This is a genomic window from Roseivirga spongicola (genome assembly GCF_034376045.1).
GTDB lineage: Bacteria > Bacteroidota > Bacteroidia > Cytophagales > Cyclobacteriaceae > Roseivirga > Roseivirga spongicola.
The window spans coordinates 4,211,582-4,229,378 of record NZ_CP139724.1; the positions used below are offsets into that span (position 1 = coordinate 4,211,582).

The 17,797-nt window shown below is 40.1% G+C and carries 13 protein-coding genes and 3 tRNA genes; 9 read left to right on the forward strand and 7 right to left on the reverse strand.

Annotated features, from left to right (window positions below; translation table 11 throughout):
• Window positions 1–2 precede the first annotated feature (2 nt).
• A complete protein-coding gene (locus tag T7867_RS18435; protein WP_068224653.1) occupies window positions 3–536 on the forward strand; it encodes a paraquat-inducible protein A in 534 nt (177 codons plus the stop codon).
• A 160-nt stretch (window positions 537–696) separates the two neighbouring features.
• Window positions 697–2,271 (forward strand): FMN-binding glutamate synthase family protein, encoded by a 1,575-nt coding sequence (locus T7867_RS18440; RefSeq protein WP_068224657.1) that lies wholly within the window; start codon window positions 697–699, stop codon window positions 2,269–2,271.
• Between the two features lie 33 nt (window positions 2,272–2,304).
• Here the strand turns inward: T7867_RS18440 and T7867_RS18445 are convergent, their stop codons facing one another.
• Window positions 2,305–2,787, reverse strand: a complete 483-nt coding sequence (locus tag T7867_RS18445; protein WP_084375756.1) for a GyrI-like domain-containing protein — start codon at window positions 2,785–2,787, stop codon at window positions 2,305–2,307.
• Between the two features lie 310 nt (window positions 2,788–3,097).
• Between T7867_RS18445 and T7867_RS18450 the strand changes: the two genes are divergently transcribed.
• Window positions 3,098–5,578: an ABC transporter permease gene (locus T7867_RS18450; protein WP_068224661.1), complete on the forward strand. Its 2,481-nt coding sequence runs from the start codon at window positions 3,098–3,100 to the stop codon at window positions 5,576–5,578.
• Window positions 5,579–5,649: 71 nt separating this feature from the next.
• On the opposite strand, the gene T7867_RS18455 is transcribed toward T7867_RS18450, so the two are convergent.
• From T7867_RS18455 to T7867_RS18480, 6 genes are all read right to left on the reverse strand, one after another.
• Window positions 5,650–5,738 (reverse strand) — tRNA-Ser (locus tag T7867_RS18455).
• Window positions 5,739–5,859: 121 nt separating this feature from the next.
• Window positions 5,860–5,934 (reverse strand) — tRNA-Pro (locus T7867_RS18460).
• 538 nt (window positions 5,935–6,472) lie between these two features.
• Window positions 6,473–7,126 carry a DUF2461 domain-containing protein gene (locus T7867_RS18465; protein WP_068224664.1) on the reverse strand — a complete coding sequence of 218 codons (654 nt, stop codon included), beginning with the start codon at window positions 7,124–7,126 and terminating at the stop codon, window positions 6,473–6,475.
• 32 nt (window positions 7,127–7,158) lie between these two features.
• A complete protein-coding gene (locus T7867_RS18470; RefSeq protein ID WP_068224667.1) occupies window positions 7,159–7,851 on the reverse strand; it encodes a DUF2461 domain-containing protein in 693 nt (230 codons plus the stop codon).
• A gap of 188 nt (window positions 7,852–8,039) precedes the next feature.
• A complete protein-coding gene (locus T7867_RS18475; protein WP_068224767.1) occupies window positions 8,040–8,936 on the reverse strand; it encodes an aldo/keto reductase in 897 nt (298 codons plus the stop codon).
• Complete coding sequence (locus T7867_RS18480; protein ID WP_068224669.1) at window positions 8,926–10,008, reverse strand: AI-2E family transporter; 1,083 nt, start codon at window positions 10,006–10,008, stop codon at window positions 8,926–8,928. The genes T7867_RS18475 and T7867_RS18480 overlap by 11 nt, the downstream gene beginning before the upstream one ends.
• 135 nt (window positions 10,009–10,143) lie before the next feature.
• Between T7867_RS18480 and T7867_RS18485 the strand changes: the two genes are divergently transcribed.
• From T7867_RS18485 to T7867_RS18510, 6 genes are all read left to right on the forward strand, one after another.
• Window positions 10,144–10,220: transfer RNA gene (locus tag T7867_RS18485), tRNA-Arg, on the forward strand.
• 373 nt (window positions 10,221–10,593) lie between these two features.
• Window positions 10,594–12,975 (forward strand): EcoAI/FtnUII family type I restriction enzme subunit R, encoded by a 2,382-nt coding sequence (hsdR, locus tag T7867_RS18490; RefSeq protein WP_068224769.1) that lies wholly within the window; start codon window positions 10,594–10,596, stop codon window positions 12,973–12,975.
• Between the two features lie 2 nt (window positions 12,976–12,977).
• The gene (locus T7867_RS18495) at window positions 12,978–14,183 is read left to right on the forward strand and encodes a PDDEXK-like family protein (protein WP_068224672.1); all 1,206 of its coding nucleotides are present in this window, start codon (window positions 12,978–12,980) and stop codon (window positions 14,181–14,183) included.
• Window positions 14,176–15,615 (forward strand): type I restriction-modification system subunit M, encoded by a 1,440-nt coding sequence (locus tag T7867_RS18500; protein WP_322299642.1) that lies wholly within the window; start codon window positions 14,176–14,178, stop codon window positions 15,613–15,615. The genes T7867_RS18495 and T7867_RS18500 overlap by 8 nt, the downstream gene beginning before the upstream one ends.
• On the forward strand, window positions 15,616–17,379 hold the full coding sequence (locus T7867_RS18505) for a restriction endonuclease subunit S (protein WP_068224677.1): 1,764 nt from the start codon (window positions 15,616–15,618) through the stop codon (window positions 17,377–17,379). It begins immediately after the preceding gene.
• Window positions 17,372–17,797 (forward strand): hypothetical protein, encoded by a 426-nt coding sequence (locus T7867_RS18510; protein WP_068224687.1) that lies wholly within the window; start codon window positions 17,372–17,374, stop codon window positions 17,795–17,797. Before T7867_RS18505 ends, T7867_RS18510 begins: the two co-directional genes overlap by 8 nt.

Genomic DNA, 17,797 nt, shown 5'->3' on the forward strand with positions numbered 1-17,797 from the left:
TTATGAACAAGAGAAACATAGTTGCCCTAATCTTAATAATCATCTCACTCATTTGTCTTTATCCAGGGCTAACCTTACCTATTCTGAATATTCATATTGGAGCTCAAATACCTCTTTTAGGCGAATTTGAATTGTATGACAGAACTCAAAGTGTAATTAGTGGGATTCAGCAGCTTTACGAGTTCGACAACACCTTGGTAGCCTCGCTCATTCTTTTATTCTCGGTAATTGTACCTGTTCTTAAAGCTGTATTACTGTGTCTTGTTTTGGCCTTCAAAAACTGGAGATATAGAACCAGAGTCTATCAGTTTGTAGCACTCATAGGCAAGTGGTCTATGGCCGATGTATTTGTGGTAGGCGTTTTCTTGATGTATTTAGCTACTGCATCAGAAGAAAACATCACCTCAAGTATTCTAGAAGGTTTCTATTACTTTGCTGCCTATTGTATTATTTCCGTAGCCGCTATACAAGTAATGACCTTGAAGGAGATCACCTCTCAGCCTGGCGTAGTGAAATCTGCCGATCCTATTCAGTAATTTCTAAGGCTAAATAGTGCTGTTTTGAGGCCTTATCAGGCGTTTATGCATTAAAATCAAAGTGGTTCGAACCGAATAGTTTCTACGAAGGTTAAACCTTCTGAACCTTTCATTTATCTTGTATAAAAGTTGAAGACCTCTTCTTCTCAAATCACTCTATATGGATCAGCTTAAAGACTTTCTTGCCTCTACACCTTGGTGGGCTTATGTTCTTGTATTCCTTTTTATAGTATTTCTGCGAGACATCCTCCAGAAGAAACACACCATTAGTCATAACTTTCCAGTAGTAGGACACCTTAGGTATCTACTAGAAACCATTGGTCCAGAACTTCGACAATACATTGTAGCCAACAACCGAGAAGAGCTTCCTTTTAACAGAAGTCAGCGATCATGGATTTACGCCAGCTCTAAAAAGCAAAATAATTATCAAGGCTTTGGTACAGATCAAGATCAAAGCGCAGCTGGCTACGTTTTCATAAACCCCGCTCTATTTCCATACAAACTCAAGCCTGACCATCCTAACCTTAAGGAAAAAGACCTTGTTCCTTGCGCCAAGTTAATGGGTGAGTATCATCAGCGTAGAAGGCCTTTCCGACCAAGATCTATCGTCAATATTTCCGCAATGAGCTTCGGTTCGCTTTCAGCTAGAGCCATAGAATCTTTGAACAGAGGTGCCTACGCAGCTGGTGCATTCCACAACACTGGCGAAGGAGGCTATTCTCCATACCACAAAAAAGGGGCAGATACTATGCTTCAGATTGGTACTGGATACTTTGGAGTAAGAGATGACGATGGTAATTTCGATATTGATAAACTGATAAAACTTACAACTGACTATCCTCAAATAAGAGCCATAGAAATTAAGCTCTCCCAAGGAGCGAAACCAGGAAAGGGCGGTGTTTTACCAGCCTCTAAAATCACTAAAGAGATTGCTGAAATCAGACACATCCCAATGGGGCAAGATGTAATTTCTCCCTCCAACCACTCAGCTTTTACTACCCCAAATGAGCTGTTAGATTTCATTGAAAATATTGCAGACAAAACTGGACTACCTGTCGGTTTTAAGTCGGCCGTAGGTAAAATGGAGCTTTGGGAAGAGCTCACCGACTTAATGCTAGAACGAAACATTGGCCCTGACTTTATTGCTATTGACGGTGGAGAAGGCGGAACTGGTGCCGCTCCCCCATCTTTTGCTAACCATGTGGCCCTTCCTTTTGTATTTGGTTTTGCAGCAGTTTATAAGATTTTTCAGAAAAAAGGACTCGCTAATAGGGTTGTATTCATTGCCTCAGGGAAATTAGGCTTTCCATCTAGCTCGCTTATGGCCTTTGCCATGGGGGCCGATCTAATCAACGTAGCACGTGAAGCCATGATGTCCGTGGGTTGTATTCAGGCACAATCTTGCCATACAAACACTTGTCCAGCTGGAGTTGCCACTCAGAATAAATGGTTAGAAATGGGTATTAACGTAAAAGATAAATCTGAACGTTCAGGTCAGTATTTGAAGACACTCAGAAAGGAAATTCTAGAGATCACTCATGCTGCAGGCTACGAACACCCTTGCCAAATGACTATGGATGATGTTGATGTTGGCATGGGCGACAACAACTACACCACTACTCTAAAACAAGCTTACAAGTACGAGAAAGAAGCAGTTTCTTTTACAGACATGAAAAGCTTGATTGAATGCCCACACATTGGAAATATTCAAAAGATAGAAGATCAGGTGAGCTAAGCTTTTGTACTTTCCTTTAAGGGACGGTAAACCTTACTTCAACCTAACTGGCACCCAGAAGTCTTCTTCAGATTCTGGATCGTTGTTTTTGTACTTCTCTCCCATTAAAGCAAAGTGAGGGCGATTATCTAGCTGATATTTAGAGTGCGGTAACCAAACACCAAAAATATGCTGCATAAACTGAGGAACATTGGCAGGAGTGCCTTTGAATGGAAATACCGCATACAACCCTTCAGGAACCGTTAGGCTTTCCATGGCTTCAGGCAGATCGGTAACTTCTTCAACTTTTACCGCAGCCCACTTCTCAAATTCAGTGTTTGGATTGAAGTGCTCGAAGTAACCTTCTGGATAAACCTCAACAGAATAGTAATTGTCATTCGCCCTATTCAAAACACTGTCCCTCACAGGCATAAAAGCGCCCCATAATTCAGCAGTTCTATTATTCGAAAGAGACATGGTGATGTGTTTACCCACAAGCTGCATTTTTTGAAGCTTTTCAATTTTCGGTTCCTTCATAAACCCAAGTTATAAAACTAAAATAAGTAGGCAGCTCTAAGAACTAAGAATTGCTCAGGAGGCAGAACTGGTCTTGGATGATTTTTTTAATTAACCAACCTCCACTCCTTCACTAAAACCCTAGGCGTCAATAGGTTCATGTGCCGCACAGCTAGAAAAATGAATCACTCTTCATTTTTAAAGTTCAATAAGACTGTTTTTGTAGAATATTTACCAGCAAGAGATTGGTGAGGACTTTCTTTTGTCAACAAAAGAAAAGGCAGCACCGTCCTCCTGAAAGATACCATCGGTCATACTCAAACCCAACACTATGAAAAACCTCATTTACGCATTGCGTGTACTCCTCAAAAACAAGTTCTATGCCTTCCTCAACATTTTTGGTTTAGCACTAGGCTTAGCTGTAAGCATTATAATTCTTCTATATGTGCAGAGCGATTTAACATTCGATAAGCATCATGATAAGTGGGATCAAGTTTACCGGATTGAATCTAAATTCTACATTCCACCTAAAAATGATGAGTTTGCTCTTACCTCTGTTGCATTGCCAGAAACCATGCAAATGGAGTTCCCTGAGATACAATCTTTCACGCGTGTACAAAGTGCAGGACAATTACTATTCAGAATTGAAGACAAAAATTTCTATGTAGATGATATGTACTTCGCTGATTCTGCCATGTTCAACATATTTACTCATGAGTTTATTCAGGGCGACCCAAGGACAGCTTTAGTGGAACCTAGAAGCTTAGTACTAACTGAAAGTACAGCCAAAAGACTTTTTGGAAACCAACCACCTCTTAATCAACTTGTAAAAACTGATCAGAATACTTTTACCGTAAAAGGTGTAATTAAAGACCTTCCTGACAACGTTCACCTGACCTTTAATGGACTGATTTCTTATTCCACCTTAACCTCTGGCCAACCTCCTATGAATGCGCAACAGCGCATGAGTCAGCTATGGAATATAGGCACCTACTCTTATGTGCTCTTACCTAAGAATTACGATGTCAATAATATTTACAATAGGTTCCATGAGGTATTTGATCAGTATATGGCACCTATCAGACAGTTTGCTCCATCACTGCGTGAAGCCAGCTTTGAACCTAGGCTAGTTCCTTTGAATGAGATACATTTCAATTCGAAAGTTCAGTACGATTTAGCCACTGGAAATAAAGCATATACTCAGTCATTTATGGCAATTGGCATTTTTGTATTGATCTTGGCCAGCATCAATTACATGAACTTAGCTACTGCAAGAGCCACAAAAAGATCTAAAGAGGTAGGTATTAAAAAAGTTCTTGGCTCTACCAAAGGCAAGTTAGTTTCTCAGTTTCTTAGTGAATCTATACTTATTACATTCTGTTCTTTACTCTTAGCTGTCGGCTTGGTATACCTTCTTATTTATGGAGTTAACATCAACGAATTACTAGGTAAACAACTCAGCTTAGACTGGTTCAACAACCCACTATTACTATTTGGGTCACTAGGTATAACCATTATTCTAGGTGTTCTTTCTGGCCTATATCCGGCATTTTACCTATCCGCCATCTCTGTTATTAATGCCATGAAGGGCTCTGTAAAAACTGGTCCTGGTAGCACCTTTATGAGAAAGGGCTTAGTTGCCTTTCAGTTCTTTGTATCTATTGGTGTAGTGATTGCCACACTTTTAATGAGCAACCAGATTAGCTACATGCGAAACAAAGACCTTGGCTTCAATAAAGACAACGTAATTATTATTCCTACTAGAGACACACTGGTAAGCCGCAGATTAGAAGTAATTCAAAACGAATTAAGAGAGAACCCTAATATTATAGATGTAACCACGACTACCGGATTAAGCGCCAGTAATGCTAACTCCGTTGGCAACCGATTAATTGGAGGTGGCCGACAAGTAATGATGGTAGAAGAAGCCGATACCACCATGAAAACTGACACTTACAATCTGATGTTTATTGGTGAAAACTTCGTGAACGCTATGGAAATGGAGTTAATAGCCGGACGAGACTTTGATGAAAACATACCAACCGATCCTACCCAAGGGGTGCTGGTAAATGAGGCTATGGTGGCTTATCAAGGTTGGGCTGATCCAGAAAGCGCCTTAGGCAAAAAAGTCCAACCTGCAGGACAACAAGGCAATCCTAGTAGGGTAATAGGAGTGGTTAAAGACTTCAACGCTTTCTCTCTTCATGTTAAAGTTGAACCTACCCTTATTTTGAGGTATGAACGATTTGGAACTCTTACTCAGGTTAATCCGTCTGTTGTAGTTCACGCTAAGGCTGGCACTTTACAACAGACCTTAAATTACCTAGAGAACAAGTATGACGAGCTAGACCCAAGTCACCCTTTTGAATATGGATTACTAGATACTCAAGCAGAAAACCTTTACAAGTCAGACAAACGCCAGAGTAGGTTAACAGCCTCACTCTCCTACATCTGTATAATTATTAGCTGTCTAGGGCTTCTTGGGCTTTCTAGTTATACCACAGCCACCAGAATAAAAGAAATTGGGGTAAGAAAGGTTTTGGGAGCCACCATACCACAATTAGTCTATTTGATTTTTAGAGATATTATGCTGCTTGTAATTGTAGGCTTTGCCATTGCAGCTCCAATAGCATATTTATTGATAGAAGAGTGGCTACAGGTATTTCAGTACACTATGGACCTACCAACCGCCATTATTAGTGCTGCAGCAATAGCTGGCATTCTAGCTCTGTTAGTAGCATTCTTAACCGTGAGTTTTCATTCGCTTAAGGCCGCTCAGCAAAACCCTGTTAAGGCATTGAGGTATGAATAGACTTTAGAGATTAGAAGTCAGACTTTAGACAAACGAAAAAGGCCTCCAAATGGAAGCCTTTTTTGTTTGTGCGGAGGGAGGGGGATTCGAACCCCCGGTACCAGTTTCCCAGTACGACAGTTTAGCAAACTGCTGGTTTCAGCCACTCACCCACCCCTCCGTGTGGTTGTTTTGCTAAAGGTTTGCAAATATAAACTATCAACCGATAATTCAATGTTTTCAAACCAATAAAATGGGCTGTGATCTACACAAAAAAACCAACCTCATTTGGTTGGCTTTTGTCGGGGTGGCAGGATTCGAACCTGCGACCTCCTGCTCCCAAAGCAGGCGCGATGACCGGGCTACGCTACACCCCGAGACCATTGGTTTGAGTAAAAACTCTCTGATAATTATCGTTTGAGCTGTTACCCTCTTCCCTAATGGGAGTGCAAATATAGAGGGAAAATTCTTTTTGCAATAGCCTACACCATGAATTTTTCAGGTTTTTATGCATAAAAATATCACTACCGATGTTGCCATGCATTTAAGTATTTGATAATCAATATTCTCCACCTTCTATTCCCACCACACTAATCCTTCTAAAAATTAGAGTAATTGACTTACCATCTGAATTATTAGTTACTAGGGTGGCGGTTTTATCCTGCCCCCATTTTGGCTGCAATTAAAAAGTGCACGCTCTCCCCTCCTTTAGCATCTGGCGCAGATGCTCTTCTCGAGAATATTTTGGCGTTGTAGTGCTTCTATGCAAATCCTACTATGGCACTGCTTCTATGAGCGGTTCTTGTTGTGCATTGAGCAAATAAACCCTACACAAAAGAAACATAGCAAGCATTAATCTTTCAGGTCAATATGTTTATTTAATTCAATTTGAGCTGAACGGAGCACTTATGAAAGTCAATGCTCTTGTATGGCTACATTGGCAAAATCTAACAAAGGAACAATAGCCTTATAAGATTCTATAACCATACTATCGAAAGAGCTACTGTAAAAGTCTTCTCTAGTAATTGGCCTAAAAGCAGCCAAGCTCTTCATCTTTAGTAAGTGAATATGAGGATGATCCGAAGCATATCCCTTCGGGCTTCCTTTCAACATATCTTCCTCATAAAGTGTAAAATGCTTAGCAAAGAACGGCTGGTTTAAGATGGAGTTTAGCCTTTCTCCCTCATAGTCTATTTCCTGCCTAAGCAGCTTGAGCTTTTCACTTGAAGGATGCCACAAGCCCCCAGCTATCAATTGCTCATGTACCCCAAGATGAATATAGAAATCTGCCAAACCCTTCCCATAACCAAACCCTAGCCCCATATGGTCTTTATAGGTAGGCCTATCTGGGTGAAACATCAGGTTATTGTTGATTCTACTAAGAGACTTTCGAGCATTTGGCTGAACAATTCGAGGATCGATCAACTTAAGCTCCTCCAAAATAGGATCGAAAACCTCGATTAATATCGATTTAGATTCTTCATATCTAGCTCGATTTTTATCCATCCATTCCTTTGAGTTATTCCTACTCAAGTCTTCTAGAAAATCGAAAACCACTTTTCTGTTCATGATGGTTCAACAGTGTAAAATGAGAAATGGTTTTAGTCAATTAACGACATCCCATTGAGGTCTGTAGTGAGGTATTCTGTCATTACATCGAAGAAGGGACGGATGGCCAAAAAGGTATTCATAGCCTCCTCAAGAAAGGCTGAAGATTGAGCCTCTTCATCACTAAAAGACCTAAAGACATACATGGATTTATAGCGTAACAAATCTATGGCAGGATGGTCCTTTTCGAAGCCCTTGGGAGCCGTCTTTAATTGCTCTCCCATCAGCGCTCCAAACACCGATTTGAACGACTCATTTTCTAGCACTTCTCTCAACGGCTCATCGTCTTGAGCAATGTGTTCTCTGATCAATTTCAGGTCGTCAGAATTAGGCCCATAAAAGCCTCCGCCAACCACCGTTTCACCCGGCTTAAATCTAAAAAAATAACCACCTCTCAATGCAGGCTTTATGCGCGAAAAACTCCCTGCAAAACGAGGGTCATAAGGCCGCTTATCTTTTGAGAATCTTACATCCCTATATATCCGCATTAAGCTCTTTTTCCCTGACTCATTTGAGAGCTGATCTACCTCTCTCATTTTAGCCAAAAGCTCATCTACAAACTCAATCACGTAGTCATGCTCTTGCTGATATCTCTTCTTATTTTCATTGAACCAATCTCGATTATTATTGACGTTAAGCTGGCTTAAAAATTCATAAGTAGATTTCGGAATAGAGGTTCTTTTCATTTCGATTCAAACTAAAAATACGCTTCAACTTTTAAGTAATTTACACCCATTACACTCAGCTCATGCAATTGTAGATTTCCGTTAGCTATTCAGAATACCTTAAAGCATAAAAAACTAGAGCCCCTGAAAACTTTAGAACTAAAGGTTCTGCCTCAGAATATGTTCAACCTCATTACTCGAGCAGAAGTTCATCTATGACTTTTATAGAAGTTAGGACTTAGAACTTCCGACAGCTCCCTAACTTCTTCTGTGCTCAATTCCCTACTGCTATACAATCCTAGAACATCATTCAACTGGGCCATAGTTCTTATCCCCACCACAACAGAGGTGACTGCTGAGTGCGCCAACAACCACTTGAGAGCAACCTGAGATTTTGTCATTTTCTCAATTGAGAATAAACTCATCTTATTTCTCAGTAAATCAATATCTTCAATACTATAATCTAAGTAATCACTTAAATCTTTATTAGCTAAAAATCCTTTTGCCAGTACACCCCTAACCACTACTCCAACTTCGTGATTCTCTAATAAATCCAGCAACTCTTCTTCTGGCCTTCTATCCAAAAGACTATACTGCAACATATCGGAAACAAAACCAGAAAACTTAACGTATTCACGAACAACATTAGGTCTAATAGACGAGATCCCCCAATGGAGAATCTTACCCTGATGCTTCAAAAACTCGAAAGCCTCCACTACCTCTTCCCTATCATCCTCTATCGTTCCTCCATGTAGTTGATAAAGATCTATGTAATCCGTATCTAACCTACTCAAGCTTTTATCTACAGCTTCTAAAATATAACTTTTTCTAGGCACCCAATCCCAGCCTTCAGCATTTGACCTAGGCCTATTACTAACCTTAGTAGCCAAGAACACTTTACTTCGAATTGGTCTTAACGCCCTTCCGACTGTCTCTTCATTGAAGCCGTTTTGGTAGATATCTGCTGTATCAAAATAGTTGACCCCACTGTCAAAAGCAGCACGAATCAACCGTTCGTTTTCGGCATTATTCATACCCAAAGACATGCACCCAAAGCCTATTTCGGAAAGCTGAACATTAGCCTTTTTAAGCAACCTATATTTCATCTTCATCGTGCTCAATATCTCTCAAACTACCATTCTCACTAAGCATAATTGCTATGCCTCTAGTAGAAGGGAACTGAGCTGAAATAATGACTAAAATTGAAATGAGAGGCACGGATAAAATCATCCCTAAAATACCCCAAATACTACCCCAAAATGAGAGTGCAATAATCACTACCAGAGGGCTCAGATTTAAGGTGCGCCCCATAAGCTTTGGCTCCACATAATTACCTATAATTATCTGTACTACCTCTACCGTTACAAGCACGTAAACAAAGGGCCAGAAAGAGGCAAATTGAAAGATGGAAAATATGGCTGGAAGCAGGGTCGCTACCAACGATCCAACGTAAGGAATATAGTTTAAAACAAAGATGATAAAGGCCCACAAAACCGGGAAGTCTACCCCAAGAATTCTCAGCAGAATATAACTGACAATTCCTGTCAAAAGACTCACCTCCGTCTTTACCGTGAAGTACTTATTTACCGACCTACTGATGCGATCGAAAATGTCGGCTACACTCTTTCTACTTCCCTCCTTCTGAAACATATTCATCAGCTTCTTATCGAGGTAATTTTCTTCTATTAGAAAAAAGATGACATAGACTATGACAAGCGTAAAATTACCCAACACCACGCTAAGCGAACTAAATGTAGTACCCAGAATAGCCTGATAATCTATTCTCTCAATAGCTTCTTCTACATTGGGCAGAAAGTCGTACCGTTCAGAGAATACATGCATACGCTCTAGAAACAGTTGTAGGTTATCATCATAAGTATCTGCATTCTCTATAATCAGCGCGATATTGACAGATATGATCTGATAAATGCCGTAGATAAATGAGATTGTTAGAACAAAAGCTACAACGCGCTGAAGCCAGTGAGGCAATGCCCTACCGTTAATTGAGAGCTTAGCTATGTACTTTCTAGTGGTACGAATGAGATACCATACTAGTAGGGCCAATACAATAGGCTCAAGGAACGAACGGAAGTAAATAAGGGCAACAACAAAGCCGGTCAGGATAATTATCCAATAGGCTGCCTTTTTAAGGTTTTCGCTAGAAAGATCAGTGTTCATAAAAAATAGTTAGCTGAAATTAGCCAATTCGCTTTAAAGTGAACACTTAAATTTTTCTAAAGATTTTTGGCCATACCCTTTGCATAAGAAAAAAGCATTTCACTATATTTGCACTCGCTTTTGAAAAAGCCCGTTGGTCTGCTAGCTCAACTGGATAGAGCAACTGCCTTCTAAGCAGTAGGTTTCAGGTTCGAGTCCTGAGCGGATCACCAAAAAACCCCATCTGATAGTCTCAGTGGGGTTTTTTCTTTTTTGGCAAGTTATTGGCAAGCTACTACCCCTTTTGAAGTGTTTTTTAGGCTATTCAATCTTCATTCTTGGCCAACTGAAGATCCTCTATTATTAAATAAGTAAAATATCTCCTTCACCTTAAAAATCGTCTTGATGACAGAGCATTATCTCAGCTAGTATTTTTTTTCACTCTAATGAACTTACATTAAGACAAAATCAAAGAACAAAATAGAGAACCTAATAAAACACTAATTACTATTCCTTTTATTCTCTTTTTTTAACCATTCCACACAGTCAAGCTTTGCTTTTTGCTTTTCTCCCTTTAGTTTGAAAGGCTTATTTCTTGAAAATCTAATGAAACACCTCTCTGAAACTGATATCTGTATGAATTACATCACTCCGGCAATTGCCAAAGCTGGATGGGATACTAAAAAGCAAGTTCGCAGAGAGGTCACGTTCACTGATGGCCGAATCAACGTTAGAGGTAATTCATACACTAGAGGTAAACGCAAACGAGCGGACTACATCCTTTACCACATTACTGGCCACCCCATTGCAATCATTGAAGCGAAGGATGCTAAGCATTCCGTGGGCTCAGGAATGCAACAGGGATTGGAATACTCTGAAATGCTCGATATTCCTTTTGTGTTTAGCTCAAATGGAAAAGGTTTCTTATTCCATGACAAGAGTGCTACTGATGGCATGACGGAGAAAGAGCTTGCTTTGGATGAGTTCCCCTCCCCGGAAGCACTATGGAACAGATATAGGCTTTATAAAGGAATTGAATCTCCCGAGGCTGAAAAAATAGTTAATCAAGAATTTCATAAGGACGAGTCGGGCAAAGAACCAAGATACTATCAATCTATTGCCGTCAACAGAACGGTAGAAGCAGTAGCCAAAGGACAACAACGTATCCTATTAGTAATGGCCACTGGAACTGGAAAGACTTATACAGCCTTTCAAATTGCCTGGAGATTGCACAAAGCAGGGGCAGTGAAGAGGATACTCTTTTTGGCTGATAGAAACATCCTGACCGACCAAACCAAGAGTGGGGATTTCAAACCCTTTGGTCAGGACATCATGACCAAAATTACTGGCCGCAAGATAGACAAGGCTTATCAAGTCTATTTTGGCATTTACCAGGGTTTGACTAGCCCAGAAGAAGCGAAGAAGGCCTTTAAAGAGTTCTCCTCTGACTTCTTTGACTGTATTATTATTGATGAGTGCCACAGAGGAAGTGCCTCTGAAGCTTCTGCATGGAGAGAGATTTTAAGATACTTTGATAGTGCAACACACATTGGTTTGACAGCCACGCCAAAAGAAACAGAGGATGTATCCAACATTGCTTACTTCGGTGAACCTCTTTACACCTACTCACTTAAGCAAGGTATTGACGATGGTTTCCTTGCTCCTTATAAAGTGATTAGGTTAGCCTTAAATATAGATGATGGTTACAGACCTGAAACTGGAAAAACTGATAAATACGGCCACCAAGTCAAGGATAGGGTTTATAACACTAAAGACTATGACAAGAGCTTAGTCATTGATGAACGCACACAGACAGTTGCCAATAAGATAACTGAGTTCCTTCAACAAACCGACCCTTTCGCCAAAACGATTGTCTTCTGTATTGATACAGAGCATGCCGAGCGCATGAGACAAGCATTGATAAATGCCAATGTAGAATTAGTCAAAAAGCATCCTAATTATGTCGTTCGAATAACGGGTAATGATGAAGTTGGCAAGCATGAAATTGAGCGTTTCACGGACGTTGAAGAACGTTTCCCTGTCATTGCTACTACTTCGAAGCTCCTTACAACTGGAGTAGATACCAAAATGGTCAAGCTCATTGTTCTTGAAGCCAATATCGGTTCAATGACTGAGTTCAAGCAAATTGTTGGTAGAGGTACTCGAATAAGAGAACAAGACAACAAGGTATTCTTTACCATTATGGACTTCAGAAAGGCAACCAACCTTTTTGCAGACCCTGACTTTGATGGTGATCCTGTACAGATTTACACTACTGACGAAAACGGACCTGTTCTTCCGCCTGACAACGTCATAATAGATGGAGAAGGTGGCCCTGAAGGCACAGAAACAGATGTGCCTACCGGAGTAGACACAGGCTCTGGAGGCTTACCTCCTTTTGGACCTGGAAAAGGTGATGATGAACCTAGAAAGTACTACATCAAAGATGTGCCGGTTAGCATCGTAAATGAAAGGGTTCAATACCTCGATGGCCAAGGCCAGCTCATCACCGAAAGTTTAACTGACTATTCTCGTAAAAACATTAAAGAATGCTATGCCGACCTGAACACCTTTATCAATCGATGGACATCGGAAGAAAAGAAAGAGGCAATCATTAAAGAGCTATTAGAAGAAGGCGTATTTCTTGACGAGTTAAAAAAGGAAGTTGGTAAAGACATGGATACCTTTGACTTGATCGCTCATGTGGCATTTGACCAACCTGCACTGACTAGACAAGAACGAGCTAACAATGTGCGTAAACGCAATTACTTTGGGAAGTATTCTGAAAAAGCTCAAAGCGTAATCAAAGCACTATTAGAAAAGTATGAGAATGAAGGCATCCTTTCCATTGAAGACATGGAAGTATTAAAGGTTCAACCTTTTAATACTATGGGCTCGTTACCTCAGTTAGTGAAGTCTTTTGGAGGTAAGAACCAATACTTGGAAGCCTTAAAAGAATTGGAAACCGAACTCTATAAATCAGCCTAAAAATGGAAAGAAATGAAGTTGAGCAGAAATATGCTGAATTATTAAAAGATCCTTCATTTGACCAACTTGGCTTACTTCTGAAAGAGCCTAATATCTTCAGAGTACTTAGAGTTGAGCACAAAGAACTCAATCACTCAAATTTCATCAGTTGGCTTCTTGACCCCGCAGAGACACATGGCATGAACGAAGTTTTCCTTTCTCGTTTTTTACAGGATGTGTTTGTTGACAATAGATCCTCTTCGTTCTCACTTATTGAATTAGCTAAAATTGATTTAACAAATGTCGAAATCCGTAGAGAATGGAAGAAAATCGATATTCTAATTTTAACTGAAAAAATTGCGATTGCCATTGAAAACAAAGTTTGGTCGGGAGAGCATAGTGAACAACTGAAAAGATATAAAGACACCATAGAAAAGGAGTTTCCCAAACACAGAAAGGCTTTTGTCTATTTGAGTCCTTATGGCATTGAGTCAAGCGAGGATGAGTTCTATGTCAACTATTCTTACGAAAGAATAAATGAAATAATCGAAAACATATTAGCTATTAGAGGCCACCAATTTGGAGAGTCTATAACCAACTATTTGAAAGACTATTCTACCATTTTAAAGCAAAATATCATGTCAAATGATCAAGTAAACTTAATCGCAAAGCAGCTTTACAACAATCATAAAGAGTTACTCGATTTCATTTATGATAACATACCAGATCCCTTTGATGAATTTCAAGAGAAACTAGATCAAATGGTCAAAAGTAAGGGTTGGAAAATTGGTTCAAAAAACAGGTATTATGTAAAGTTCTACACACCCGCTATGGAGGAGATGATCATGAAATATAAGAAAGCCAATGGATGGCCTGATAAAGAAGCATTCTTATTCGAATTGGGATTTTATTACGGAAAGAATATTTCATTCAATTCTTATGTATCTCCGCCTGTTCAATACTTTGACTATGCCGAAAGACTCACAGAAATACTTTCTGAAATACCCGATTCAAGGAAAAAATTGGGTCAAAAATGGAAAGCACATTTCAAAACAAGTTTAAAATGGCCTTTAGAAGAGAAAATGGAAAAATGGGATGAGGACAGTGAAAAAGAGGTCGAGGCTTTTCTTGATAAAATTACCCCAATTGTAAATAAGGTTGAGGCTAAAATGCTAGAACATAGAGACGAATTAATAAAACTGAAAGAAGGAATAGAGCAGTATGACTAACGTAACCAGTACTTTAAAATCTATACAAGACATTATGCGGCAAGATGCCGGAGTGGATGGCGATGCACAGCGCATCTCTCAACTGGTATGGATGATCTTCTTGAAAATATTTGACGACAAGGAGCAGGAATGGGAATTGCTTGAAGACAACTATCAAAGCCCTGTCCCGGAAAGACTCCGTTGGCAACAATGGGCAAGTGATGAAGAAGGTTTAACCGGTGATGAGCTGTTAGAGTTCGTTAACAACGACTTATTCAAAACCCTTAAAGAACTGAACGTCTCTCCTACTGAAGATCCTAAAGGATGGTTAGTGAAGTCTATTTTTGAGGACTCTTACAACTACATGAAGTCGGGTACTTTGATTCGCCAGATCGTCAATAAGATCAACCTGATCGACTTCAATGATCAAGAAGACCGACACCTCTTTAACGACATTTATGAGAAGATCTTAAAAGACCTGCAAAGCGCAGGCAATGCGGGCGAATACTACACGCCAAGGGCTGTAACCCAGTTTATGGTAGACATGACCAATCCTCGTTTGGGCGAAACCGTGCTTGACCCCGCTTGCGGAACTGGCGGCTTCCTCATTTGTGCTTTGGAGCATATCCGAAAAAACGATGTACAGACTGCCGAGCATAGACAGACCTTGCAAAACAGCATTCAAGGGGTTGAGAAAAAACCTATGCCTCATATGCTGGCCGCTACCAACCTGATCTTACATGATATTGAGCAGCCTATCATTAAGCATGACAACTACCTTGGAAGACCTTATAACGATTGGGAAAAGAAAGACCGGGTAGATATCATCTTGACCAACCCTCCTTTCGGAGGTACGGAGGAAGAAGGAACCGACACTAATTTCCCTTCTCGCTTTAGAACCAAGGAAACGGCTGACCTCTTCTTGGCCTTGATCATACGTTTATTGAAGGATGGTGGAAGATGTGCCGTAGTACTACCTGACGGCACTCTATTTGGTGAGGGTGTGAAGACCCGTATCAAAGAGGAGCTAATGGAGAAATGTAACCTCCACACCATTGTTAGGCTACCTAATGGTGTATTCAACCCTTACACAGGCATCAAAACCAACTTACTTTTCTTTGAAAAGGGAGCGCCTACCAAAGAGACCTGGTACTTTGAGCATCCGTACCCTGAGGGAGTCAAAAGCTATAACAAAGGCAAGCCGATTGACATCAAAGAGTTTGACCTTGAAAAAGCTTGGTGGGACAATAGAGAGGAGAATAAGTATGCTTGGAAGGTAGGTATAGACGAAATCAAGAAAAGAGGCTATAACCTCGATATCAAGAACCCTCACCAAGAAAGTGATGACCTAGCTAGCCCTGAAGAACTATTGACGCAATACAGAGCTACGTCTGAGAAGATTACTAATCTGCAAAACGAGATTACCCAAGTATTAACCGAAGCCCTGAAATAAATGAAGCTACTAGACCTATTTCAGGAGTTAACCATACGTCCTAAGAATGCTGAGGAGCTCAAGGGCTTGATTTTGCAATTAGCCATTCAAGGTAGACTGACTAGGAACTGGAGAAAGCAAAATCCAAATGTAGAGCCCGCTTCTACCTTATTGAAGAAAATACAAAAGGAAAAAGCTCAACTCATTAGGGAAAAGAAAATAAAGAAGGAAAAGCTAGAGCCAGTTGATCTTGATGAGGTTTACTTCGAAGTCCCTGAAACCTGGGAGTGGGATCGCATTGGTCAAATTGGTTTTTTGTTTAATGGTAATAGCGTTAACAAGAGCATAAAAGAATCGAAGTATTCTGGACTTAGTGAAGGCTATCCTTATATAGCAACGAAAGATGTAGGCTATTTGAATGACACAATTGACTATAACAATGGGGTTAGGATTCCATTTGATGAACCAAAGTTTAAAGTGGCAAGAAAAGGTACCGTTCTGATCTGCTCTGAAGGTGGCAGTGCCGGCAAGAAAATGGGGATTGTAGAAGAAGATGTTTGTTTTGGAAATAAACTTTTTGCTTTAGAACAATTCGGAAATATAGAGTCAGTTTATGTTCAAAGTTTATATGGTTCAGAATCTTTCCAAATTGCTTTTAGAGATAATATGACCGGAATAATTGGTGGCATTTCAAGAAACTCATTTGCCGCCTTATATATCCCCATCCCACCCCTAGAAGAACAAAAAGCCATAGTCGAAATTGTTGAGCAACTCTTTAAAGAAGTGGAGGCCTTAGAAGAGCAGACCAAATCCAGAGTACAACTTAAAGAAGATTTTGTCACCTCTGCCCTAGTCCAATTAACCAATGAGGACACTAGCAAAAGCTGGAGTTTCTTACGACCACATTTCAATGAGTTCTTTACGGAGAAAAGTGGAGTCAAGAAGTTAAGAGAAAGCATTCTGCAATTAGCTGTTCAAGGCAAGCTCACCAAGCATTGGAGGAAACGTCATCCTGAACTTGTTTCAGGACCTAACTCTGCCTCCACCCTATTAGCCAAGATCAAAGCTGAGAAAGAAGAGCTGATCAAAGCCAAAAAGATCAAAAAGGAAAAACCACTTCCTGAGATCACTGAGGAGGAGATTCCTTATGAATTGCCTGAGGGATGGGTTTGGAGTAGGTTGGGTGAAATAATAACTCTAAAGTCTGGACAAGACTTAAAACCACATGAATACTCCGACTCGGAAGTCATTGGTCTTCCTTACATAACAGGAGCAAGCAATCTTCAGAATGAAAGAGTCTTGATAAGTCGCTGGACGAATGCTCCTAGATCAATTGCGAATAAAGGAGATTTGCTTCTGACATGCAAAGGATCTGGTGTTGGTAAAATGGGATGGCTCGAAGAACCTGAGGCACACATTGCTAGACAAATTATGGCAATCAACACAATCTCCTCAGAGCTAATTTACATTAAGCTGTTCCTCGATATTAATCTGAGTTTTTTCAAAAATGCTGCTAATGGTTTAATCCCTGGAATTGATAGAAAAACGGTTCTTAATATGAGGCTCCCACTTCCAGGTTTAGAGGAGCAGCTAGCTATAATCCAAAAGGTCAATACCCTAATGGCCCTTTGTGACCAGCTAGAGCAAGCCATTGAAGAAGGAGAAGTACAAATTCAGCAATTAATGCAGAGTTGTTTGAAAGAGGTTTTTGAGGGGGCAGAAGAGGAAAGAGAAGAGTTATTGATAGCTGCTGAGCCAGAAGTTAAATACAATTCAAATGCTTGAATTCTTAGAAAGATATCAAGTAAAAGGTGAGTTCAGCTTAGGCTTGAACGAAAATCTCAATGATCAGTGTAACGCACCTAGAAAGTGGAGCGGAATCTATTTAGTATTTGCAAAAAAGATTCAGTTGAACCACCTCATTTACATTGGCATATCAGGAAGAAAAGGCCCAAATGGTAAAATCATTCACCGTTCGGATGGTATTGGAGGAAGAATAGTTAAGGGAAAACAATTCGGTGAGGCAAGAAGAAACTCATGGCAAAAACAAATGAGACTAGCTGGCTTCGACAGAATTTATATCAAATGGTATGTCACCCACGGTGAAGTTGATATAGACTTCCCTCGAGAAATTGAACATGATTTACTTACCAAGTTTCATGAAGCGAGCGGTCAATTACCACTATGGAATAAATCTTTCTAG